Origin of the sequence: Cellulomonas fimi ATCC 484 (assembly GCF_000212695.1) — a bacterium.
Taxonomy (GTDB): domain Bacteria; phylum Actinomycetota; class Actinomycetes; order Actinomycetales; family Cellulomonadaceae; genus Cellulomonas; species Cellulomonas fimi.
In genome coordinates this window covers 3588012-3610317 of the sequence record NC_015514.1, presented here as the reverse complement: position 1 = coordinate 3610317, position 22306 = coordinate 3588012, and the positions used below count along the sequence as shown (strand labels likewise).

Sequence of the window (22306 nt, the reverse complement as noted above, 5' to 3'; positions counted from 1 at the left end):
ACGCCGCGTCGCCGACGGACCCGTCGCGCGCCGGCACCACCCGAACGATGGGAGCCTCCCGTGCGCCACCTGCGCCGCACCGCCGTCGCCGCCTCCGTGGCGGTCCTCGCCCTCGCGCTCGCCGCGTGCTCCGGCTCCACGGACGACGACGCGACCGCCGAGCCCGGCAGCACCGCGAGCGACGGCACGACGTTCCCCGTCACGATCGAGTCGGCGCTCGGCACGGCCGTCGTCGAGGAGAAGCCCGAGCGCGTCGTGACGCTCGGGTGGGGTGCGGACGACATCACGCTCTCGCTGGGCACCGTCCCCGTGGGCGTCGAGGCCGACACGTGGGGCGGTGACGCGGACGGGTACCACCCGTGGTTCCGCGAGGCCGTCGAGGAGCGCGACGGCGAGCTGCCCGAGACGATCGCGGCCTACCCGCTCGACGTCGACGCGATCGTCGCGCTCGAGCCGGACCTCGTCCTCGCGCCGCAGTCCGGCATGGAGCAGGACGTGTTCGACCAGCTCTCCGAGATCGTCCCCGTCGTCGCGTACCCCGAGGAGCCGTGGCAGACGACGATCGAGCAGCAGGTCGAGATCATCGCGACCGCGCTCGGCGTCCCCGAGCAGGCCGAGCCGCTGCTCGACGCGCGCCAGCAGGCCATCGACGAGGCCGCCGCGGCCCACCCCGAGCTGGCCGGCATCTCGTTCGCGTACGTCTACGCAGCCGAGCCGGGCAGCATGTCCGTCTACCTGCCGGGCGACCCGCGCGTCGACCTGCTGAGCGACCTGGGCCTCGAGCTCGCGCCGTCCGTCGCCGGCCTGGAGCCCGCGCCGAACACGTTCACGGCGAACCTCGGCCTCGAGAACGCCGACACGCTGTCCGACGTCGAGCTGCTGTTCACGTGGTTCAACGACGACGCCGAGAAGGCCGCGACCGAGGCCCAGCCGCTGTTCGCGCAGATCCCCGCGTTCGCGAGCGGCGCCTACGTGCCGATGCTCGACCGCTCGCTCGGCATGGCCGTGTCCGTCGCGACGCCCCTGTCCGTGCCGTGGGCCCTCGACGCGTACCTGCCGCTCATCACCGCGGGCGCCGAGAAGGCCTGACGCCCCCGGACCCGCACCGCCCGTCGGCGCTCACGGGTCCCGGCACTCCGTACCGTGCACCCATGAGCACCGCCGCCCGAGCCCCGCGCGCCGCGCGCCCGCGGCCGTGAGCACCGTCGCGCCCGCCGCGGTGCCCACGCGCCGCGCACCCGCGCGGGGCTCGCGCGCCCTCCTGCTCGCCCTCGGCCTCCTCGCGGCGGGCGCGCTGCTCGTCCTCGCGGTCGGGCTCAGCGTCGCCGTCGGCGCGAGGTCGGTGCCGCTCGGCGACGTGTGGTCCGCGCTCCTGCACCCGGACGGCTCCTACACCTCCACCGTCGTCGCGTCTCGCGTCCCGCGCACGCAGCTCGGGGTGCTCGTCGGTGCGGCGCTCGCCGTCGCGGGCGTCGTCATCCAGGGGCTCACGCGCAACCCGCTCGGCGACCCCGGCCTGCTCGGCGTCAACGCGGGTGCGTCCGCGAGCGTCGTGCTGACGATCAGCCTGCTCGGGCCCGCGGCCGGGCGGTCGGTGTGGGCCGCGATCCCCGGTGCGCTCGTCGCGGCCGTCGCCGTGTACCTCGTCGGGTCCGGCGGGCGGCGCGCGACCCCCGTCCGGCTCGTGCTCGCCGGCGCTGCCGTCAGCGCCGTGCTCGTGGCGCTCGTCGAGGCCGTCTCCCTCACGCAGCCCCTCGTGTTCGACTCCTACCGCGTGTGGGTCGTCGGCTCGCTCGCCGGGCGACCCCCCGAGCTCGTCGGCCGCATCCTGCCGTTCGTCCTCGCCGGGCTCGTCCTGTGCGCGCTGCTCGCCCGCCCGCTCAACGCCCTCGCGCTGGGCGACGAGTCCGCCACGTCGCTCGGCCTGCACGCCGGCCGCACCCGGCTGCTCGGAGGCGCCGCCGCGACGGTGCTGTGCGCCGCCGCCGTGGCCGCCGTCGGGCCGATCGCGTTCGTCGGCCTCGCCGTGCCGCACGTCGTCCGGTCGTTCACCGGGTCGGACCACCGGTGGCTGCTGCCGTACTGCGCGCTGCTCGGACCCGTCCTGCTGCTCGCGTCCGACGTCGTGGGGCGGGTCGTCGCACGCCCCGGCGAGCTCATGGTCGGCGCCGTCACCGCTTTCGTCGGTGCGCCGTTCCTCGTCGCGGCCGTGCGCCGCGGGCGGGTCGCGCTGTGATGCTCGAGGCGCGCCCGCCGCGCGTCCTGCGGCTCGGCCCGGGCGACCGGGGCGCGGCGCTGCTGTGGCGGCCGCGGCCCGTCGTCGTGTGCGTCGCGGCCGTCGCCGTCGCGATCGCCGCCGCCCTCGTGACCGCGACCGCCGGGCGCCTCGGCATCCCGCTCGCCGAGCTGCCCGCCGTGCTCGCCGGCGAGGGGTCGCGGGTCCAGGAGTGGGCGCTGTTCACGACGCGCCTGCCGCGGCTCGTCGTCGCGGCCACCGCGGGAGCCGCGCTCGCCGTGTCCGGTGCGTTGTTCCAGTCCGTGACGCGCAACCCCCTCGGAAGCCCCGACGTCATCGGGCTCAGCGCGGGGGCCGCCGCGGGGGCGGCCGCCGCCGGGCTCGTCTGGCCGGGCCACGTCCCCGTCCCGGTCGGCGCCGCGGTCGGGGCGGTCGTGGCGGTCGTCGCCGTCTGGCTCGGCACGGGTCGCGGGTTCGCCGCGCCGCACCGCATGGTCGTCACCGGCATCGCGATCGGGGCGATGGCCCTCGCGTTCGTGCAGCTCGCGCTCGCCCGGGCCGCCCGGCAGGACGCGCAGGAGGTCGCGATCTGGCTCAACGGCTCCCTCGTCGCGCGCACGTGGTCGGACGCGGCCGTGGTCGGCGCCGCCCTCGCCGTCCTCGTGCCGCTCGCGCTCGCGCTGACCCGCCCGCTGCAGGTCGTCGAGATGGGCGACGAGGCCGCGACAGCGGTCGGTGTGCGGCCGACGCACGTGCGGACCGCCGCCGTCGTCGTGGGTGTTCTCGCCACCGCCGCCGCCGTGAGCGTGTGCGGGCCCGTCGCGTTCGTCGCGCTCACCGCGCCCCAGATCGCGCGCCGGCTCACCCGGTCCACCGGGCCCGGTGTCGTCGCCGCGGCGTGCACGGGCGCGGCGGTGCTCGTCGTCGCCGACCTCGTCGCGCAGCACGCGGTGCCCGGGCAGCAGTTCCCCGTCGGAGTCGTCACCGCCGCGCTCGGCGGCGTCTACCTCGCGCTCCTGCTGGTGCGCGAGTGGAGGAGGAGTGCCGCATGAGCGTCGCCCCGCTGGCCGCGCGCGGCCTCACCCTGGCCTACGACCGGCTCGTCGTCGCGCGGGACCTGTCCGTCGACATCCCGCGCGCGTCGTTCACCGTCGTCATCGGGCCCAACGGCTGCGGCAAGTCGACCCTCCTGCGCGCCCTCGCGCGGACCCTCACGCCGCGCGCCGGGCAGGTGCTGCTCGAGGGCGAGCCGCTCGACCGGATGCGCGGCAAGGACGTCGCCCGGCGCCTCGCGCTGCTCCCGCAGAGCCCCGTCGCACCCGAGTCGATCACCGTCGGCGACCTCGTCGCGCGCGGCCGCTACCCGCACCAGGGCATCCTGCGGCAGTGGTCGCCCGCCGACGCGCGCGCCGTCGCCGCGGCCCTCGCCGCCACCGAGGTCACCGACCTGCGCGACCGGTACGTCTCCGACCTGTCCGGCGGCCAGCGGCAGCGCGTCTGGCTCGCGATGGCGCTCGCGCAGGAGACCGACCTGCTGCTGCTCGACGAGCCCACGACGTACCTCGACATCGCCCACCAGGTCGAGGTCATGGACCTGTGCGCGCGCCTGCACGAGGAGGGACGCACGCTTGTCGCCGTCCTGCACGACCTCAACCAGGCGGCCCGCTACGCCACGCACCTCGTCGCGATGCGCGACGGCGTGATCGTCGCCCAGGGGCCGCCGCAGGAGGTCGTCACGGCCGAGACCGTCCGGGACGTGTTCGGGCTGGCGTGCCGCGTCGTGCCCGACCCCGAGTCCGGGACGCCCATGGTGGTCCCGCTGCGACGCGCCACGACCCCCTGACGGTCCGCCGACGTCGGCGCGCGAACCCCGGGCCGCGCGGCGCGCCCGCTCAGAGCACGATGTCCGAGGCCCTCGTCAGGGTCACCCACGGCTCCGCGTCGCGCGCGCGCGTGGGCGGCAGCACGTCCGCGTCGACCGCGGGCCCGAGGTCGAGCCCGGTCAGCTCAGCCACCGTAGAGACCGGGACCTGGAAGGTCCGGAACGGGCCCAGGGGAGGCGGCACGTCGGCGTCGCGGGCCGCGCGGGTCGCCTCGTCGAGGTCGACGCCACCGAGCATCGGGGTCTGGTCGACGAGGAACCCCGCCGACGCGAGCCGCACGCGCGGCCCGTCGTCGCCGTGCCCGACGCCCGCCCTGTCGGGCGTGGCCCACACCGCGACCTTCCAGAAGTGCCGCGGCACGCCCACGCCCCGGTAGACGGGGTCGTCGTCGCGCAGCACGGGGCCGGTCAGGACGCTGAGCCGCTGGCGCCACGTCTCGGCGTACTCCAGCACGTGGTCCTCCAGGCCGACCCACAGCTCCTTGCCCTGGTTGAACACGTCGACCTGCGGCGCCGCGTTCGTGTACCGGAACGTCTCGGTGTTCGCGCGCCTGGCGACGTCGGGCGGGCCCCACACGGGGTCGGCGCGCCGGACGAGGTGCCCACGGTCGAGCCGGTTGTCCCGGTACACGCCCGGCCCGGCCTGCTGGTCGGCGGGCACGCGGGGGTCGAGCTCCCAGCGGTCGTCCCGCGGCAGGTCCAGCAGCTGGTCGCCGTCGATGTTCACGGCGGTCGCCGCCGCGAGCTTGGCGGTGGTGTCGAACAGCACCGTGAAGTGCGTCGACGGGAGGTCCTCGACCGGTCGGGGCACGCCCGGCAACGGCAGCGGAGGGCCCAGGAAGAACGGGTCGTACCCGCCCGCGTGGTCCAGGTCGTGATCCATGCCGCCCCCTACGGTGCTCACATGACGACGGTAGCCACGCGCCGACCGTGAGCGACATCACGAACGGGACAAATCACCCACTGCTGCTGCGTGACGCCCGGCGCGCCGGGGACGACACGCGGGTCGACGTCCTGGTGCGCGACGCGCGGGTCGCGGCCGTCGGGCCCGACCTCGCGGCGCACGCGGGGCCGCGCGCGGAGCACGTGCCGCTCGACGGGCGCGTCGTCGTGCCGGGCCTGTGGGACGCGCACGTGCACCTGACGCAGTGGGCGCTGGCCCGGCACCGGCTCGACGTGTCCGCCGCGTCGTCCGCCGCGCACGCCGCCGACCTCGTGCGGGCCCGGCTCGCGACCGGTCGCCCGCCCGCCGGGAGCCCGCTCGTGGGGTTCGGCTTCCGGGACGGGCTGTGGCCCGACGTGCCGACGGCCGCGCTGCTCGACGCCGTCGCGGGCGAGGTGCCCGTCGTGCTCGTCTCGGCCGACCTGCACTGCGCCTGGCTGTCGAGCGCCGGGCTGCGGCTCGTCGGCGCGGGCGGGCACCCGACCGGGCTGCTGCGCGAGGGGGAGTGGCTGCCGCTGCAGGGCGTCGTCGACCAGGTGCCGGACGACGCGGCGGACGCGCTCGTGCACGACGCGTCCGCCGCGGCCGCCGCACGGGGCGTCGTGGGCGTCGTGGACCTGGAGATCGCCGACAACCTCGACGTGTGGCGACGACGGGCCGCCGCGCGCCCCGGCCTGCTGCGTGTGCGGGCCGGTGTGTGGGAGCAGTACCTGGACCGCGTCGTGCGCGAGGAGCTGCACACCGGCGACCGGGTCGTCGGGCTCGTCGAGCAGGGCCCGCTCAAGGTCATCACCGACGGCTCGCTCAACACGCGCACCGCCTACTGCCACGACCCGTACCCCGGCACCGCCGACCGTGGCGTGCTGGCCGTGCCGCCCGACCGGCTCGTCCCGCTCATGGCCCACGCCCGCGCGCACGGCCTGCGCTGCGCGATCCACGCCATCGGCGACGCGGCGAACACGCATGCCCTCGACGCGTTCGCCGCGACCGGTGCCGCCGGGTCGGTGGAGCACGCCCAGCTGCTCACCGACGACGACGTGGCCCGGTTCGCCGCGCTCGGCGTCGTCGCGAGCGTGCAGCCCGAGCACGCGATGGACGACCGCGACGTCGCCGACCGGCACTGGGCCGGCCGCACCGCACGGGCGTTCCCGTACGGCGCGCTGCACGCCGCCGGCGTCCGCCTCGCGCTCGGATCCGACGCCCCCGTCGCCCCGCTCGACCCGTGGGCCGCGATCGACGCGGCCGTCTGGCGGGCGCGCGACGGGCGGGACGCGTGGCACCCGGAGCAGCGGCTCGACCTGCACGCCGCGCTCGCTGCGTCGGTCGACGGGCGGCCCCTGTCCCTGCGCGTCGGCGACCCGGCCGACCTGGCGGTCCTCGACGAGGACCCGCTCGTGCGGGGGCGGACGCCCGGCGCGCTGCGCACGCAGCCCGTCGCGGGGACGCTCGTCCGCGGGGTCTGGACGTCGCCCCTGGCCTGATGGGGCGCGCTGCGATGGTCCGCAACCGCGTCGACCTGCGGAAACTCTTGCGGCGATAGGTCGTCCGACGATATATATCGCGCATGACGTTCCGCATGAGCGAGCAGGCCTATCTCGTCCTGCTCGCGCTCGCCGAGGAGCCCCGGCACGGGTACGGCGTCGTCCAGGCCGTGCGCGCGCTGTCCGACGACCGCGTCCGACTCGGTGCGGGCACGCTCTACGGGATCCTCGACCGGCTGGTCGACGCCGGGTACGCCGAGCCGTCCGAGGAGGTCGTCGTCGACGGGCGCGCGCGCCGGTACTACCGGCTCACGGGCGACGGCCTCGACGCGGTGCAGGCCGAGACCCGGCGGCTCGCCGCGCTGTCCCGCCGCGCCCGCCAGGTCCTCGGCCGCCCCGCCCTCGGCGGTGCGTGATGGGCGCCTCCGCCTCGCCCGCGCTCGAACGGTCGGTCGACCGCTGGCTGCGCGCCTACCCGCCCCGCTGGCGCGAGCAGCGCGGCGCCGAGCTCCGGGACGTCGTCCTCGACCTCGCGGCGCCGGGTGCGCGACGCGTCGACCTGCGCACCGCGGCCGGCCTGGTCGCGGGCGGCTGGCGTGCCCGCCGGAGCACACGGCCCTCCGCACGGGTCGTCCTCGCCTACCGGCTGCGCGGGCGTCGGCTCGACGCGCGCCACGACGCCTGGCTGCGCGACGACCTGGCCGGCCGCTGGTACCCGGTGCGTGCCGAGGCGCCGATGGCGGTCGTCTGCGCGGTTCTCGTCGCCCTCCTCCACGCGGTCGGCGACCTCACCGGCCACTGGCTGACCCCGCGCGGCTGGGGCGAGGTCGCCGCCGTGCTCCTGTTCGTCGTCGGGGTCGACGTGGTGCGGCGGGCCCGCCACCGTGAGGACGACGTCGCCACCGCCTTCGGGCACCCACCCGCCGACGCTCCCGGGCGCTTCGGTCCGTACGTCGGCCTGGACCGCGGGCAGGCACGATGACGCCCGGCCCCGGGACGCGACCGGCGGACCGTGTGGTCGTGCCGGGCGTCGCTCCCGCGTTCGCGCGGTCCGCCGCGCGGTGGACGCGGGCCTACCCGCGCGGATGGCGGCTGCGGCGGGGGCACGAGCTCGTCGCCGTCCTGGCCGACCTCGCCGGCCCCGACGCCACGCGCGTCGACGTCCGCACCGGGCTCGGCCTGCTCCGCTCGGGCCTCGTCACGCGACACCGGTCCGGCCCGCCGTGGCCGTCCCGCGTCGGCTACCTCCTGCTCGACACGACCCTGTCGGACAGGTACGCCACCTGGGTCGTCGACGACCTGACCTCCCCGCGCTACCGGATGTGGCGTGCGGTGCGCTCGTCGTGGCCGGCCGTGCTCCCGACGGCGATCCTCGCGACCGGCGACGCGCCCGCCGCCCTGCGACTGCTCGGGCTGCTCGTCGTCGTGCAGGCGGTGGCGCTGCTCGCGTCGCACCCGGAGACCGTGCGGCGGCGTGCGGTCCGACGGCACCTGGTCCCCGGTCCTCCTGTCGTCGGGCCGCGTGGCGAGCAGGTCGTGCTGGGTCGCACGCGACGGCTCGCCGCCCTGCCCGTGCTGCGCGGGTGCCTCGCCCTGGCGGCCACGGGTGCCGTCGCGTGGTCGGCCGCGGCGCTCCTCGCGCCGGTGACGTGGTCCACGACCGCGTGCCCTGCCGACGGAGCCGTCGTCACATGCACTGACGTCGGCACCGCGCCCCGCGGCCCTGACGTGTCCGCCGTTGTCGTCGCGGTGCTCGCGGTCGCGCTCGTCGTCGGGCTCGTGCTCGCCGCGGTCGCCCGGCGCGCCCTGCGTCGCGGGCTTCCCAGCCTGCCCGGCCAGCCCGGGCGCGAGGTGGTGCCGCCCGTCCCGACCGCCGTGACCGGCTGGGTGGCCGCCGCACTGGGTGTCGTGGCCGCGGCGGCCGCCGAGGCGGTCGGCACGTGGACGCTGTCCTTGTCGGTCCTGGCCGGTCCCGCCTGCCTCGTCCTGCTCACGGTCGGCGCCGTCACGCTCGCGGCCGTACGGGACGACGCCACGGTCGCGTTCGTCGACGTCGTGCGGCTGCTCGCAGGCCGCGACGTGGCCGTCGACGAGGGGGAGCCGGCCCTGGCCGTCCCGTCCGCCTGACCGGCCGCCTGGCGACCGCCGGTGGTCCCGCTCGGCCGTCCCCGCGCGTGAGCCGACGCGCGGCGCGGCTTGCCCTTCCGCTGCGCCGCCCTGGGCGGTAGGAATTCGGGCATGACGACGAGGCCCGTGCGCCCTCCGTTGCGCGTCCTGCTGGCCTACCGGCTGCGCGGGCGTCGGCCCGGCCCGGCCTACGACGCGTGGCTCCGGCGCGACATCGACGGGTTCTGGTTCCCGCTGCGCGCCGAGGCGCCGGTGCAGGCGGTCGTCGCGCTCGTCCTGCTCGCGGCCACCCTCGCCGGGGTGGCGGTCGGCGCGCCCCTGCCGACGAGCGTCGTGGTCGGGCCCTGGGTCCTCGCGGCCGGGCTCGCCGGGATGGCGGTGCTGCGGCGGTCCCAGGAGCGGGGTCGTGAGCGCGAGGAGCTGTTCGGCGAGCGTCCGCAACCGCCGCACGCCGGCCCGGACGGGGGCCTCGACGACGCCGCCCGGACCACGACGCGGTCCGGGCGGCGGACGCACGACGGACGTCACGCGGCTGCTCGGTAGACTCACCGCGACCCCCCACCGCCGCGCGAACACAGGAGCACACCCGTGGGACGAGTCGTCGTCGACGTCATGCCGAAGCCCGAGATCCTCGACCCGCAGGGCAAGGCCGTGGCGGGTGCGCTGCCCCGGCTCGGGTTCGGCCAGTTCTCCTCCGTCCGGCAGGGCAAGCGGTTCGAGCTCGAGGTCGACGGGCCGGTGACGGACGAGGTGCTCGCCGCCGCCCGGGCCGCGGGCGAGCAGGTGCTGTCCAACCCCGTCATCGAGGACGTCGTGGCGGTGTACGAGGACACGCAGGTGGCCGCCCAGTGACCCGCGTCGGCGTCGTCACGTTCCCCGGCACGCTCGACGACCGCGACGCGGCCCGCGCCGTGCGCCTCGCGGGCGGGGAGCCCGTCGCGCTCTGGCACGCCGATGCCGACCTGCACGGGGTCGACGCCGTCGTCCTGCCCGGCGGGTTCTCCTACGGCGACTACCTGCGCGCGGGTGCGATCAGCCGGTTCGCGCCGGTCATGGGCGAGATCGTCGACGCCGCCCGCACGGGCCTTCCCGTCCTCGGCATCTGCAACGGCTTCCAGGTGCTCACCGAGGCGCACCTGCTGCCCGGCTCGATGATCAAGAACGACCACCTGCACTTCGTCTGCCGTGAGCAGGTGCTGTCCGTCGAGCGCACGGACACCCCCTGGACGCGCGACTACGCGCAGGGCGAGCGCATCACCATCCCGCTGAAGAACCAGGACGGCCAGTACGTCGCCGACGAGCGCACGCTCGACGAGCTCGAGGGCGAGGGCCGGGTCGTCTTCCGCTACGAGGACGGGAACCCGAACGGGTCGCGCCGCGGGATCGCCGGCATCAGCAACGCGGCGGGCAACGTCGTCGGGCTCATGCCGCACCCCGAGCACGCGGTCGAGCCAGGCTTCGGCCCCGACGGCCCGCAGGGGCCGCGCTCCGGGACCGACGGCCTGCGGTTCTTCACGTCGGTGCTGCACGCGCTCGTCGGCTGATGACGGCGGCGGGCGAGCGGACCGTCACCGTCGACGTCGTCGCGTGGGACCACCCGGACGTCGTCCGGCTGCGGGACGCGCAGCAGGCGGAGCTGCGGGACCGGTACGGCGAGGACGACATCGGCCACGACATGACCGGCGAGGACATCGTCGGCGTCGTGCTGCTGCGCGTCGACGGCGAACCCGTGGCGACCGGTGCGCTGCGGGACGTCGACGCGGCGTACGACGACCTCGCGCCCGGGACCGGCGAGGTCAAGCGCATGTACGTGGTGCCCGGCCACCGCGGGCGGGGTTACTCGCGGCTCGTCCTGACCGAGCTCGAGCGCATCGCGACCGCGCAGGACTGGCGGTGCCTCGTCCTGGAGTCCGGCCCGCTGCAGCCCGAGGCGATCGGCCTGTACCTGCGCGCGGGCTACCTGCCGATCGAGAACTACGGCGAGTACGCAGGGGTCGTGGACTCCCGCTGCTTCGCCAAGTGGCTCGTGCCCGTGCCGGAGGTCGAGCGTGGCCCGCGGTACGCCGGGCGCGTCGAGCTGGAGCACACCGACTGGCGGGACCCGCGGGCCGTCGCGCTGCGCCGGGCCATGCACGAGTTCAACGGCTGGCGGTACCCCGAGCTGCTGCCCGTCTTCGAGGCGGCGGGCGGGTTCGACGGCGACGACGCGCAGCAGGGCGTCGGCGTGCGGTCGACGATCCTGGCGCTGCTCGACGGCGAGCCGGTGGGCCACGTGGCGCTGCGCGACCCGCGCGAGGGCTACCCGCCCGGATCGGCCGAGGTGAAGAAGCTGTTCGTCGACGGTGCCGCTCGAGGTGCGGGCGTCGCGCGCACGCTGATGCGAGCGCTCGAGGCCGACGCGCGGACGGCAGGGTTCACGCAGCTCCTGCTGCAGACCGGCGTCCGCCAGCCCGAGGCGGTGCGCCTCTACGTGTCCGAGGGGTACCGGCCCGTCGCGCCGTTCGGCCCGTACGCGGGCGACCTCCTGTCGCTCTGCTTCGTCAAGGCGCTGTGAGCGCGGAGCGCGCGTGACCGTCCGGGTCGGCACGTCGGGCTGGTCGTACGACCACTGGGACGGAGTGCTGTACCCGCCCGGGCTGCCGCCCGCCGACCGGCTCGCGCGGTACGTGCAGGAGTTCGACACGGTCGAGCTCAACGCGTCGTTCTACCGCTGGCCGCGCGAGGCGTCGTTCGCGAGCTGGCGCCGGCGGCTGCCCGACGGGTTCCGGATGTCGGTCAAGGCGCCGCGCGGGCTCACGCACGCCAAGCGGCTGTACGCGCCCGAGGCGTGGGCCGAGCGGATCGCGCGGTCCTGGCACGAGCTCGGCGACCGGCGCGAGGTGCTGCTGGTCCAGCTCCCGCCCGGCCAGCAGCGCGACGACGCGCGCCTCGACTGGTTCCTCGCCGCGCTGCCGTGGTGGGTGCGGGTCGCGGTCGAGCTGCGGCACCCGTCGTGGGACCACCCCGACGTGTACGCGCTGCTGGAGCGGCGCGGGGCCGCGTACTGCGTCATGAGCGGCGCCGGCCTGCCGTGCGTGCTGCGCGCGACCGCACCGTTCGTCTACGTCCGGCTGCACGGACCCGACCAGGACTGGCTGTACGGGGGCTCGTACTCCGACGACGACCTGCGCTGGTGGGCGGACCGGGTGCGCGAGTGGGAGGCGCAGGGCCGGGACGTGCTCGTCTACCTCAACAACGACGGCGGCGGGAACGCGGTGCGCAACGCCCGGACGCTGCGGTGGCTGCTGGGCCGGTGAGCGCGGCGACCGTCCCGCGGGGCGGACGGGGGTGGTGCGCGTGCGCCGTGGCGGCTAGCGTGCGAGCCATGTCCTCGAGCCGGGTGTGTTGTCGCTGAGCTGACGACCCCGCGCGCCCGCGGCCCTCTGGCCCTCGCTGCGCACCCCGTTCGACCCGAGGACTCCCACCGTGGCTCAGCCCGTCCTGGCGCACCCGTCCGCGCCGCGCTCGTCCCGTTCCCTGCACCCCGCCGCCGACCGCGCGTCCGCGCCGCGGGCAGACCGGCCCGCACCCCGTCCGTCCCGCCCCTCGGGCCCGCCCGTGCAGCCCTGGGCCACGTCGCCCGACTCGACGCCGCGCGAGCGTGTGCACGTCGAGGTGACCGGACCGGCTGACGCCGGACCCGTCCGCGGCACGGAGGTCGTCGTCGCGAGCGCGGCGTTCGACGACGTCGCGCTCCTGCGGTCCGCCGCACGGGCCGACACCGTCCGCATCCGGTTCTCGGCGGCCCTGCCGACCACCGGCGCGGTCCGTGCCCTCGTCGCGGTGCTCGAGGGGCACCTGCTCGCGGTCGGCCGCCGTCGCGAGGACGTGCGGCTCGTGCTCGAGGTCGAGACGGTCGTCGCGCGCGACGAGGCCGACGCGACGCGCCGCCGTTCCTGGCTGGCCCACGTCGAGGCGTTCGCCGGTGCGTCGTGGGCACCGTCCGCGTCCTGGGTGGTCGCACCGCCCGAGCGTGTGCTGGCCGACGGGGCCGCGCTCGCCCGGGAGGTCGGGGTCGACGTCGTCGCCCTCGCCCTGGTCGGGCCGTCGCAGGGGCACGCCGAGGCGCTGCGGGCCGCGGCGCTCGCCGCCTGACGGCACGCGTCGTCGGACGCTGCCGTACGGGCGAACCGGTCCCGCCGCGCGTGCAGCGATGCGCGCGAATGCGCAGGTCAGCGCCGACGAGCCTGGGGAGGGCCCACGGGCACCGGGACCGCGTCGTGGCATCCTTTCCCGCATGCCGCAGCCCCCCCGCCCCGTCCCGCTGCCCGTGCGGCTCCTCGGGACCGGCGTCCACCGGCCGTCGCACGAGGTCCGGTCGGAGGAGCTCGACACGACCCACGGACGGGCGCCGGGGACCTCGTTCGCCCGCTCCGGCGTCCGCAGCCGGCGGTGGGCGGCGCCGGAGGAGACGTCCTCGGCGATGGCCGCGTCCGCCGTGGCGGGGGCCCTCGACGCGGCAGGGCTCGGCGCGGCCGACCTCGACGCGCTCGTCGTGTCGGCCGTCGCACCCGAGCAGCCGATGCCCACGACCGCCGTGCTGACCGCCGCCGCGCTCGGGATCCCAGGCGGGCGCGTCGCGGCGTTCGACGTCAACGCCTCCTGCGTCGGGTTCCTCACCGCGCTCGACCTCGCCACGACGGGCGTCGCGGCGGGCCGCTGGCGGCGCGTCGCCGTGGTCGCGACCGAGATCGCGTCGAAGGGTCTCGACCACCGGGACGTGGAGTGCAGCGCGCTGTTCGGTGACGGTGCCGCCGCCGTCGTGGTCGGCCCGGCAGACCCCGGTGACGGGTCGGCGGTGCTCGCGTCGTCGTCCGCGGTCTGGCCCGAGGCCTGGGCGGCGTGCCGGATCGACGCGGGAGGCACGCGGCTCAACGTCACGACGCCGCCGGCGGACCCGTCGGCCTACCTGTTCCGGATGGACGGGGCGGCGCTGCTGCGGCAGGTCGCGCGGCACCTGCCCGGCTTCCTGCGGGACGTCGAGGAGCGGTCCGGCGTCGCGCGCGACGAGGTCGACGTCGTCGTGCCGCACCAGGCGAGCGCGGTCGGTCTGCGGTACCTGCGCGAGCGTGTCGGGGTGAAGCCCGACGCGGTGGTGGACATCCTCGAGGACCACGGCAACCAGGTGTCCGCGTCGGTGCCGACCGCCCTGCACCACGCGGTCACGTCGGGGGCGCTGCAGCGGGGCGGGACCGCGCTGCTGCTCGGCACGGGTGCGGGGCTCGCGCTGTCCGCGACCGTCCTGCGGTACTGAGGACGGAGCGGCGTGGCTGACGTGTCCGGCGTCCCCGACGGGCCGCGCTCCGGCGAGCCGGCAGCGACGGCAGCCCACGGTGCGCCGGGCGGGCGCCCGGTCGCGGGGACGGGCGGACGCGGTGCGGCGGGCGGCGTGCCGCGCGTGCCCCTGCTGCTGCTGGAGGCGGGTGCGACGACCCACGCGGCGGGCGTGGCACGACGGGGCGCCGGACGGGAGCGCGTGCGGTTCCCGGCGCTCGTCGCGGTCGTGACGCACCCGGGCGGCGTCGTGCTCGTCGACACCGGTTACGCGCCGCGCGTGCCCGACGCGATGTCGCGCGGCGTCGACCGCGTGTACGGGCGGCTGCTGCCGGTGGACGTCGCACCCGAGCAGGCGGCGGTCGCGCAGCTCGCAGCGCTCGGCGTCGCCCCGCACGACGTCACGCACGTCGTCCTCACGCACCTGCACGCCGACCACGTCGGCGGGCTGCTCGACTTCCCCGACGCCCGGGTCGTCGTCGCGCGGCGCGCCGTCGCGGAGGCCGCCCGCGTGCGCGGGTTCGGGCGGCTGCGGCGCGGGCTCGTCACGGCGCTCCTGCCTGACGACCTCGCCGAACGGCTCCTCGACCCCGCGACGCTGCCCGCGGCCGACCCCGAGGAGCTCGCCCCGCTGACCGGTGCGCGCGACCTCCTGGGCGACGGCACCGTGCTCGTCGTGCCGCTGCCCGGGCACGCGACGGGGCACCTCGGCGTGCGGGTCCGCGCACCGCAGCGCGACGTCCTGCTCGTCGGCGACGCCGCCTGGCACGCGCGCGCGGTCAGCGACGGCGAGCTGCCGCACCCCGTCGCGCGTCTCGTCACCGCCGACTGGCACCGGTACCGCGGCACCCTGGGCGCGCTGCGCGTGCTCGCCACGCGTCGGCCGGACCTGCTCGTGCTGCCGTCGCACGACGACGCGCTCGTCGCCGCGGCCCGCGCGGAGCTCGCCGGATGAGCCGCGCCCGCGTCCTGTGGCACTACGCGCAGGCCCGCCGCCGCCGGTTCGCCGACCGCGACGACCTCGCGTCCTGGCAGCAGCGGCACCTGCGCCGGGTCCTGCAGCGCGCGCCGCAGCGGTACGCGTTCTACGCGGGCACCCGGCCCCGCGCCCTCGACGAGCTGCCGGTGCTCGACAAGCCGGACGTGCTCGCACACTTCGCCGAGCTCAACACCCGGGGGGTCGGCCTCGACGCGTGCGTCGCGGCGGCACGGGCCGCCGAACGCGGCCGGGACTTCGGCACGACCCTGCGCGGGCTGTCGGTCGGCCTGTCGTCCGGCACCTCGGGGCGGCAGACCGCGTTCCTCACGTCGGCCGCGGAGCGGGACCGGTGGGCGGGGGAGGTCCTCGCGCGCGCCCTGCCGCGCGGGCTGCTCGGCGGCGCGCGGGTGACGCTCGTGCTGCGCGCCGGCGGGCCGCTGTACGAGTCGGTCGACGGCGGCCGCGTGTCGTTCCGGTTCGTCGACCTGGCCCTCGACCACGACCGTCTGCTGGAGCACGTCCGCGCGTCGGCGCCCACCGTCCTCGTCGCGCCGCCGTCCGTGCTGGTCGCGGTCGCGCGTGCCGACCTGGGGCTGCGGCTCGAACGGGTGCTGTCCGCGGCCGAGGTGCTCGACCCGCACGACGCCGCGACGGTCGAGGACGCGCTCGGTGTGCGGGTCGACCAGGTCTACCAGGCCGCGGAGGGCTTCCTCGGCATGAGCTGCGGGCTCGGGGCGCTGCACCTCGCCGAGGACCTCGTCGTCGTCGAGCGCGAGGACGCGGGCGACGGCCGGTTCGTGCCCGTCGTCACCGACCTGTTCCGCAGCAGCCAGGCGGTGCTGCGGCGGCGGCTCGGCGACGTGCTGGTCCCCGCCGACGGTCCGTGCGCGTGCGGGGACCCGACGCTCGTCGTCCGCGAGGTCGTGGGCCGCTCCGACGACGTCCTGTGGTTGCCGCGCCGCACGCGTGCCGGCGGCGCCCCCGGTGACGCGGCTCCCTTCCACCCCGACTTCGTGCGCGCCGCGGTGCTCGCCGCGCCGGGGGTCGAGGACTTCCGCGTCGTGCAGACGGCACCGTCCACGGTGCGTCTGGCCGTCGAGCCCGCGGGGGCGTTCGAGCGGGCGAGCCGCTCGCTGGGGGACGCGCTCGCGGCCGCCGGCTTCGTCGCCCCCGACGTCGTCCCGGGCGAGATCGAGCCGTGGGACCCCCTGGTCAAGCGCCGCCGTGTCCGCCGCGACCCGTCGGTGCCCGCAGGAGGCGTCACGCCAACGACGCGGTGACCTCGTCGGCGACCGACGCGACCGGGTCGTAGGCCGCCGCGGCGGCGGCCAGGCGGTCGAGGCGTGTCCGGTCCGCGGCGAGCACGTCGCTCAGGGCCTCGCCCGCCCGACGGCCGGTGAGCCGGCGTACCCGCACGCCTGCACCGGCGGCGACGATGCGCGCCGCGTAGTCGAACTGGTCGTAGTCCTGCGGGCACACGACGGCGGGCACGCCCGCGCGGATCGCGCTGTAGGTGATGCCGGCGCCGCCGTGGTGCACGACGGCGGCGCACCGCGGCAGCACGTCGTCGTAGGGCAGGTGCCCGAAGACGTGGACCGGGCCGTCGACGAGCAGCGGCTCGGGCGCGGCGCGGCCCGCGTCGCCCAGCGTGACGACGACGGTGTGCCCCGGTGCGTGCGACGCCAGGGCCCGGGCGTGCTCGGCCAACCGGTCCTTGGCCCAGGGCAGGTGCGTGCCCATGGTGACGAGCACGAGCGGGCCGTCGGGCAGGCGCGGGGGCACGGGCCAGGGCTCGGGCGTGCCGGTCACGGGTCCGACCATCCGGAACCCGGCGGGCCAGTCGCGCTCGAGCTCGAGCTCGGTCATCCCGAGGCCGAGGATCGTCGTCGGCGAGTACGCGGCCTCGGACCCGTCGGCCCGGTAGACGCCCGTCCCGGCGGCGCGGAACGCGGGTGCGAGCACCGCCTGCATCGTGCGCTTCGCGAGCCGGGTAGCGCCGCGGCCGGCGGCGTCGCGCATCCGGTGCCCGGCGTGCCGGGCCGGCCCCCAGCCGCCGCAGTACGACGGGGTGCCCGTCCGGGTCTCGAGCGCGAACGGCGTCGGCATGGTGGTGAGCCAGGGCAGGCCGTGCGCCTGCGCGACCATGCCGGCGACGGGCGCGGTGAAGTCGGCGAGGACGGCGTCGGGACGGTCACGACGGACGAGGTCGTCGAGCTCGGCGCGGGCGCGCGGCAGGAGCGCGAGGTTGGCGGCGAGCTGGCGCGTGAGCCGCACCGGGTCGGAGCGCACGGGACGGGGCGTGTCGGAGATCCGGTCGAAGACGCCCGGGTCGTCGGCGATGAGCGCGTCGGCGGCGAAGCCGTGCGCGCGCAGCAGGTCGAGCTTGGTGCCGCCCGTGGCGAAGCGGACGTCGAACCCACGGTCGCGCAGCCCGCGCCCGAGCGTGAGCAGCGGGTTGAGGTGACCGGCGAACGGCGGCGCGACGAGCAGCAGGCGGGCGCTCATCGAGGCGCCCCGTCGACGTCGGGTCGGGCAGCAGCAGCCGAGCGGCCGTCGCCGGACGGCTGCGCGGACGCGTCTCCGGACGGCTCGACCGGCGATGCCCCGGACGCCTCCTCCGACGGCGTCACCGACGGCGCCGCTGACGGCGCCGGGGAAGCCGCCCCGGACGGCGGTCCCACCAGGTGCAGCACGGCGGCTACGGCTGCGGGCGACGTCGCGGCGACGAGATGCCCGCCGGGCACGACGACGTCGGCCGCCCCGCGGTGCCCCCAGCGGCTCAGGAGGTCGGACCGGCCGCGGACGACGTGCACCGACCAGCCGCTGCCCGCGACGGGCAGCGCACCGACCGGTCCGAGCCCGACGACGTGGACGCGCAGCCCCGCGGGCGTGCGCAGCGACGGTGCGGCGGACGCGAGGACGCGGGCCCCGGCGCTCCCGCACAGCAGGAGCAGGTCGGTCGCGGTGCGGTCGAGGAGCACCTGGAGGTGGTCGGCGGCGTGCCGCGCGAACCGGCTGCCGGGGCGCGCCGCGGCCCACTGCCGGGCGTTGCGGGCGGACGCGGCGAGCAGGGGCTCGCGGCGGTAGGGCTCGGCGGCGGCCCGCTCCGTCCAGGGGAAGCCGACGCGCAGGGGCTCCCAGCCGTGCGCGGCGAGCGTGTCGAGCACGGCGAGCTGGCCGGGCGACAGCTGGGAGTGCCGCCACGAGCTCTGACCGGTCAGCCACACCGCGCGGGCGGTCGCGGGCCCGGCGAGCGGGGTCGCGTCGGCGTGCGCGACGAGCCACCTCACGGCACGGCCCCGATGCCGACGGCGACGCGGCGCCCGCGCCACGTGACGGTCCGCGGCCCGACCTGGGCGGCGGCGGCCTGCAGCGGTGCGAGCACGGCCGCGACGGGCTCGAGCAGGACCCCGAGGACGCCGGTCGCGTGCCATCCCGCACGCCGGCGCAGCACCCAGGTGCTGACCGCCGAGGCGAGCAGGGCTGTGCCCGCGCACAGCAGGGCACGGCCGTCGCGCGCGGCGACGGCCAGCACGGCGACCGCGGCCGGCAGGACGCTCGGCAGCAGCACGAGGAGCACGAGGCGGGGCGACAGGTCGCGGCGCACGACCTCGCCCGCGAACAGCAGCCAGCGCCGCAGGATCCGCGCGTAGACCGTGGCGGACGGGATCGTCGTGGCGACGACGGCCGGCTGGGCGGTCTGGACCAGGCGCAGGCCGTGCACCCGGAACAGCCGGGCGAGCGCGTAGTCGTCGCACGTGGCCCCGGTCAGTGCGGCGAACCCGCCGACGGACCGCAGCGCGTCGCGACGCACGGCGACCACCATGCCGTTGATGCTCACGGGCGGGCCGACCTGCGCGAGGGGCAGGTAGGTGACGAGCGCGGAGCCGTTGACGAACGCCGCGACGAGCCGCGACCACAGCCCGCCCTGCTCCCGGTAGACGGGTACCCCGGTCGCGAGGTCGGCGTCGCTCAGGGGTGCCACGAGCCGGAGCAGGCCGCCGGGCGGCAGCGTCGTGTCGTCGTCGAGGACGACGACCGTGCCGGTGGTGACCTCGGCGGCGGCGAGCTTGTGCACCTTGGGGTTGCTGCCGGCGGGCGGCGGGGCGCAGGTGACGACGTCGACGTGGCCGTGCGGCGCGGCCGCGTCCCGGGCGGCGCCGGCACCCGCGGGGTCGTCCTCGTCGACGAGCAGCAGGACGCGTGCCGGTGCCAGCGTCGCGACGGACGCGGCCAGGACGTCCGCGAGCAGGGGGTCGCCGGAGCGGACCGCGACGAGGACGGTGACGTCGCGCAGGTCCTGCGGCCCGGCCGCTGCCGAGGGCGCCCCGAGCGCGCGCCGGGCGAGGGTCGTGCGGACGGCGACCAGCAGGACGAGCAGCGCAGAGGCGGCGACGGCCGTCTCACCCATGCGCGCGCACGAGCCGGTCGACGCTCTCGTCGAGCGAGACCGCGGGCGCACCCAGGTCGCGCAGCGTCCGCGACACGTCGAACGTCTTGGAGCGGGAAAGCACGGACACCCCGAACCGGGTGAGCGGCGGCTCCCGCCAGCCGAGCAGCGTCGCCGACGCCACCTCGCCGGCCCGGGCGGCCGCGCGCACGGCCGCGGCCGGGACGTGGACCGTGCGGGGGTGCGCGCCGAGGCGCTGGAGCACGTCGAGCAGGAACGGGTAGAGGTCGACGGGCTCGGCGTTCGTGAGGTGGTACGTGCCGGTCACGCCGCGCTCGACGGCCTCGGTGACGTAGTGCGCCGCGGTGTGCACGTCCGTGAGGTCGACCCGCACCCGAGGGCCGTCGCGCGGCTCCAGGACGGGCAGGGCGCCCCGCTCGGCGAGCCGCAGGATGCGGGGCAGCAGCACGGTGTCGCCGACGCCGAACACCGCGCGCGGGCGCAGCACCGACCACGCCCCGGGGTACTGGGCGACGACGCGCTCGCTGATGCGCTTGGTGCGCGAGTAGACGTTGATCTGCTCGTGGTCGGGCGGGACCGGGCTGTCCTCGGTGAGGCCGAGCTGGTCCTCGTCGCGGTAGAGCACGGACGAGCTGGAGACGAGCACGAGCGGGGGTGCCCCGTGGTCCGCCGCCCACCGGGCGACGTGCCGGGTCGCGTCGACGTTCGCGGCGACGAACTCCTGCGGCGGCGCCCACGGCGACGCGAGGGCCGCGCAGTGCACGACCGCGTCGACCGTGCCCGGGACCGCGTCGGCGGGGACCGGGCGGGTCAGGTCGTGCCGGACGTAGGTGTCGACGGGGCTGCCGGGGGACGCGGCCCGGCCGACGCCGACGACCTCCCAGCCACGCGCGTGGGCGTCGGCGACGATCCGCGTCCCCAGGAAGCCGTTGGAACCGGTGAGCAGGAGACGCATCCGGCGAGGATAACGGCGTCGCGCCTCCCGGCCGCGCCCGCCGTCCACGGGTGCCCGACCTGCCCCGCCGGGATCGCCCGGTCGGCGCAGCAGCGCGAGGACCGACGCCTCGCGCCGCTGCGGACCGGGTCAGCGTCCGAGCCGCGCGTACCGCCGCACCGCGAGCGCCCCGAACACGGCGGTGAGCACGACGGGCCAGACCACGGCCAGGAGCAGCGCGTTCTCCGCGGCCCATCCGGTCCCGGCGACGGTCGGGTTGCCGAACAGCTCGCGCGTCGCGGCGACGGTCGCGGTGATCGGGTTGAACGCGGACAGCGCCTCGAGCCAGCCGGGCATGGTCGAGATCGGCACGAACGCGTTGGACAGGAACGCGAACGGCCACACGAGGATCTGGACCGCGGTCACGCCCCCCTGCCCGCGGAACAGCAGCCCGAGCCAGATGCCGAGCCAGAGGAACGCGAACCGGAGCAGGAGCAGCAGCCCGAGCGCGGCCAGCGCGGGCCCCAGCCCGTGGTGCCAGCGCCACCCGACGAGCAGCCCGCCGACGAGCAGCGCGAGCAGCCCGACGACGCTCGACAGCATGTCCGCGACCGCGCGTCCGAGCAGCACGGCGGCCCGGGACATGGGCAGGGAGCGGAACCGGTCGGTGACGCCGCGCTGGACGTCCTGCGCGACCGCCGTCATGGTCGTCTCGAGCCCGAAGGCCATGGTGACGGCGAGCATCCCGGGGAACAGGAACTCGACGTAGCCCCCGGGGACGTCGATCGCGCCGCCGAGCAGGTACCCGAACATGAGGAGCAGCAGCAGCGGGAACGCGAGCCCGATGAGCAGGTCCCAGGGCTGGCGTCGCCAGTGCCCGAGGTCGCGCAGGGTCACGGTCCACGCGTCGCGCAGCGCCCAGCCGGGTCCGCCGGGGGGCACGCGGGTCGGGCGGCGGGCGACGGTGGTGGTGGTCGCGGTCATCGGGAGACCTCCTCGCTGGGCTCGGTGACGGGACGGGGGGCGGTCGGTGCCGTGAGGTGCAGGAAGGCCTCGTCGAGCGTGGGGCGTCGCAGGGCGACGTCGTCGACCGCCACGCCCGCGTCGTCGAGCGTGCGCACCACGTGGGTCAGCGCGGCGACGCGGTCGGCGACCGTCGCGGTGACCCGGCGGGTGTCGAGCTCGGTCTCGACGTCGCTGCCGACGGCGTCGAGCGCGGTGCGGGCGGCCGCCAGGTCGGCCTCGTGCCGCACGACGACGTCGAGCCGGTCCTGCCCGATCGACGCCTTGAGCGCGTCGGGCGTCCCCCGGGCGACGAGCCGCCCGCGGGCCAGCACGCTGACCTGCGACGCGAGCTGGTCGACCTCCTCCAGGTACTGCGTCGTCAGCAGGACCGCCGTCCCGCCACGGACGAGCTCGCGGACCGCCTGCCACACCTCGCGGCGGCCGCCCGGGTCGAGCCCGGTGGTCGGCTCGTCGAGCAGGAGGACCTCGGGGTCGAGCACGAGCCCGGCGGCGAGGTCGAGCCGGCGACGCATGCCGCCCGAGTAGGTCGCGACGGGCCGGTCGGCGGCGTCGACCAGGTCGAACCGCTCGACCAGCTCGTCGGCACGGCGCCGCGCCTCCCGGGTCCCGAGGTGGGAGAGGCGCCCGAACATCACGAGGTTCTCGCGCCCGCCGAGGATCTCGTCGACGGCGGCGTGCTGACCGACGAGCCCGACGCGGCGCCGCACCTCGCCGGCCTCGCGGACGACGTCGAACCCGGCGACGTGCGCGGTGCCGCCGTGCGGGGCGAGGAGCGTGGCGACGATCCGGACGGTCGTCGTCTTGCCGGCGCCGTTGGGGCCGAGCAGCGCGTGCACGGTGCCGGGCTCGACGTCGAGGTCGAGGCCGTCGAGGACGGTGGTGTCGCCGTAGCGACGTGTGAGGCCGCGGGCGCGGACCGCGAGGTCCGGGCGGGCGGGGGAGCGGGTGGACGAGGGCATGGGTGGCCTCCTCGG

General features: G+C 77.0%; 24 protein-coding genes. 17 read left to right on the top strand and 7 right to left on the bottom strand.

Features of this window, described 5'->3' with window-relative positions:
• Nucleotides 1-60 precede the first annotated feature (60 nt).
• The 4 genes from CELF_RS16305 (at nucleotide 61) to CELF_RS16290 (ending at nucleotide 4079) form a co-directional block, all read left to right on the top strand.
• A complete protein-coding gene (locus CELF_RS16305; RefSeq protein ID WP_013772367.1) occupies nucleotides 61-1089 on the top strand; it encodes an iron-siderophore ABC transporter substrate-binding protein in 1029 nt (342 codons plus the stop codon).
• 106 nt (nucleotides 1090-1195) lie between these two features.
• Nucleotides 1196-2236 (top strand): FecCD family ABC transporter permease, encoded by a 1041-nt coding sequence (locus tag CELF_RS16300; protein ID WP_013772366.1) that lies wholly within the window; start codon nucleotides 1196-1198, stop codon nucleotides 2234-2236.
• Nucleotides 2236-3288 carry a FecCD family ABC transporter permease gene (locus CELF_RS16295; RefSeq protein WP_013772365.1) on the top strand — a complete coding sequence of 351 codons (1053 nt, stop codon included), beginning with the start codon at nucleotides 2236-2238 and terminating at the stop codon, nucleotides 3286-3288. The genes CELF_RS16300 and CELF_RS16295 overlap by 1 nt, the downstream gene beginning before the upstream one ends.
• Nucleotides 3285-4079 (top strand): ABC transporter ATP-binding protein, encoded by a 795-nt coding sequence (locus CELF_RS16290; RefSeq protein ID WP_013772364.1) that lies wholly within the window; start codon nucleotides 3285-3287, stop codon nucleotides 4077-4079. The genes CELF_RS16295 and CELF_RS16290 overlap by 4 nt, the downstream gene beginning before the upstream one ends.
• Before the next feature lie 49 nt (nucleotides 4080-4128).
• Here CELF_RS16290 and CELF_RS16285 read toward each other — a convergent pair whose 3' ends face one another.
• Complete coding sequence (locus CELF_RS16285) at nucleotides 4129-5001, bottom strand: DNA/RNA non-specific endonuclease (protein ID WP_013772363.1); 873 nt, start codon at nucleotides 4999-5001, stop codon at nucleotides 4129-4131.
• Nucleotides 5002-5048: 47 nt separating this feature from the next.
• Between CELF_RS16285 and CELF_RS16280 the strand changes: the two genes are divergently transcribed.
• The 13 genes from CELF_RS16280 to CELF_RS16220 all read left to right on the top strand — a co-directional run bounded on the left by CELF_RS16280 (nucleotide 5049) and on the right by CELF_RS16220 (nucleotide 16241).
• A complete protein-coding gene (locus CELF_RS16280; RefSeq protein ID WP_013772362.1) occupies nucleotides 5049-6542 on the top strand; it encodes an amidohydrolase in 1494 nt (497 codons plus the stop codon).
• Nucleotides 6543-6625: 83 nt separating this feature from the next.
• Nucleotides 6626-6958, top strand: a complete 333-nt coding sequence (locus tag CELF_RS16275; RefSeq protein WP_013772361.1) for a PadR family transcriptional regulator — start codon at nucleotides 6626-6628, stop codon at nucleotides 6956-6958.
• Nucleotides 6958-7524, top strand: a complete 567-nt coding sequence (locus CELF_RS16270; RefSeq protein ID WP_013772360.1) for a hypothetical protein — start codon at nucleotides 6958-6960, stop codon at nucleotides 7522-7524. The genes CELF_RS16275 and CELF_RS16270 overlap by 1 nt, the downstream gene beginning before the upstream one ends.
• A 38-nt stretch (nucleotides 7525-7562) precedes the next feature.
• Nucleotides 7563-8669 carry a hypothetical protein gene (locus CELF_RS16265; RefSeq protein WP_126297861.1) on the top strand — a complete coding sequence of 369 codons (1107 nt, stop codon included), beginning with the start codon at nucleotides 7563-7565 and terminating at the stop codon, nucleotides 8667-8669.
• 111 nt (nucleotides 8670-8780) lie between these two features.
• Complete coding sequence (locus CELF_RS16260) at nucleotides 8781-9212, top strand: hypothetical protein (RefSeq protein ID WP_126297859.1); 432 nt, start codon at nucleotides 8781-8783, stop codon at nucleotides 9210-9212.
• Nucleotides 9213-9257: 45 nt separating this feature from the next.
• A complete protein-coding gene (gene purS / locus CELF_RS16255) occupies nucleotides 9258-9521 on the top strand; it encodes a phosphoribosylformylglycinamidine synthase subunit PurS (protein WP_013772358.1) in 264 nt (87 codons plus the stop codon).
• Nucleotides 9518-10213 (top strand): phosphoribosylformylglycinamidine synthase subunit PurQ, encoded by a 696-nt coding sequence (purQ, locus tag CELF_RS16250; RefSeq protein WP_013772357.1) that lies wholly within the window; start codon nucleotides 9518-9520, stop codon nucleotides 10211-10213. Before purS ends, purQ begins: the two co-directional genes overlap by 4 nt.
• A complete protein-coding gene (locus CELF_RS16245) occupies nucleotides 10213-11223 on the top strand; it encodes a GNAT family N-acetyltransferase (protein WP_013772356.1) in 1011 nt (336 codons plus the stop codon). The genes purQ and CELF_RS16245 overlap by 1 nt, the downstream gene beginning before the upstream one ends.
• A 13-nt stretch (nucleotides 11224-11236) precedes the next feature.
• The gene (locus tag CELF_RS16240; RefSeq protein ID WP_013772355.1) at nucleotides 11237-11965 is read left to right on the top strand and encodes a DUF72 domain-containing protein; all 729 of its coding nucleotides are present in this window, start codon (nucleotides 11237-11239) and stop codon (nucleotides 11963-11965) included.
• A gap of 169 nt (nucleotides 11966-12134) precedes the next feature.
• Entirely contained in the window at nucleotides 12135-12803 is a 669-nt protein-coding gene (locus CELF_RS16235; protein ID WP_013772354.1) for a hypothetical protein, read from the top strand.
• A 142-nt stretch (nucleotides 12804-12945) separates the two neighbouring features.
• A complete protein-coding gene (locus CELF_RS16230) occupies nucleotides 12946-13962 on the top strand; it encodes a 3-oxoacyl-ACP synthase (RefSeq protein ID WP_013772353.1) in 1017 nt (338 codons plus the stop codon).
• Nucleotides 13963-13974: 12 nt separating this feature from the next.
• The gene (locus tag CELF_RS16225; RefSeq protein ID WP_013772352.1) at nucleotides 13975-14937 is read left to right on the top strand and encodes an MBL fold metallo-hydrolase; all 963 of its coding nucleotides are present in this window, start codon (nucleotides 13975-13977) and stop codon (nucleotides 14935-14937) included.
• Nucleotides 14934-16241 carry a F390 synthetase-related protein gene (locus CELF_RS16220; RefSeq protein WP_013772351.1) on the top strand — a complete coding sequence of 436 codons (1308 nt, stop codon included), beginning with the start codon at nucleotides 14934-14936 and terminating at the stop codon, nucleotides 16239-16241. The genes CELF_RS16225 and CELF_RS16220 overlap by 4 nt, the downstream gene beginning before the upstream one ends.
• Here the strand turns inward: CELF_RS16220 and CELF_RS16215 are convergent.
• The 6 genes from CELF_RS16215 to CELF_RS16190 form a co-directional block, all read right to left on the bottom strand.
• A complete protein-coding gene (locus tag CELF_RS16215; RefSeq protein WP_013772350.1) occupies nucleotides 16222-17466 on the bottom strand; it encodes a glycosyltransferase in 1245 nt (414 codons plus the stop codon). The two genes, CELF_RS16220 and CELF_RS16215, sit on opposite strands and share 20 nt — an antisense overlap.
• Nucleotides 17463-18251, bottom strand: coding sequence for a hypothetical protein (locus CELF_RS16210; protein WP_013772349.1), 789 nt, complete (start codon nucleotides 18249-18251; stop codon nucleotides 17463-17465). The genes CELF_RS16215 and CELF_RS16210 overlap by 4 nt, the downstream gene beginning before the upstream one ends.
• The gene (locus CELF_RS19705) at nucleotides 18248-19372 is read right to left on the bottom strand and encodes a glycosyltransferase (RefSeq protein WP_013772348.1); all 1125 of its coding nucleotides are present in this window, start codon (nucleotides 19370-19372) and stop codon (nucleotides 18248-18250) included. Before CELF_RS19705 ends, CELF_RS16210 begins: the two co-directional genes overlap by 4 nt.
• Nucleotides 19365-20327, bottom strand: a complete 963-nt coding sequence (locus tag CELF_RS16200; RefSeq protein ID WP_013772347.1) for an NAD-dependent epimerase/dehydratase family protein — start codon at nucleotides 20325-20327, stop codon at nucleotides 19365-19367. Before CELF_RS16200 ends, CELF_RS19705 begins: the two co-directional genes overlap by 8 nt.
• A 129-nt stretch (nucleotides 20328-20456) precedes the next feature.
• Nucleotides 20457-21290 (bottom strand): ABC transporter permease, encoded by an 834-nt coding sequence (locus CELF_RS16195; protein WP_013772346.1) that lies wholly within the window; start codon nucleotides 21288-21290, stop codon nucleotides 20457-20459.
• On the bottom strand, nucleotides 21287-22291 hold the full coding sequence (locus CELF_RS16190) for a daunorubicin resistance protein DrrA family ABC transporter ATP-binding protein (protein ID WP_013772345.1): 1005 nt from the start codon (nucleotides 22289-22291) through the stop codon (nucleotides 21287-21289). Before CELF_RS16190 ends, CELF_RS16195 begins: the two co-directional genes overlap by 4 nt.
• Nucleotides 22292-22306: the final 15 nt, after the last annotated feature.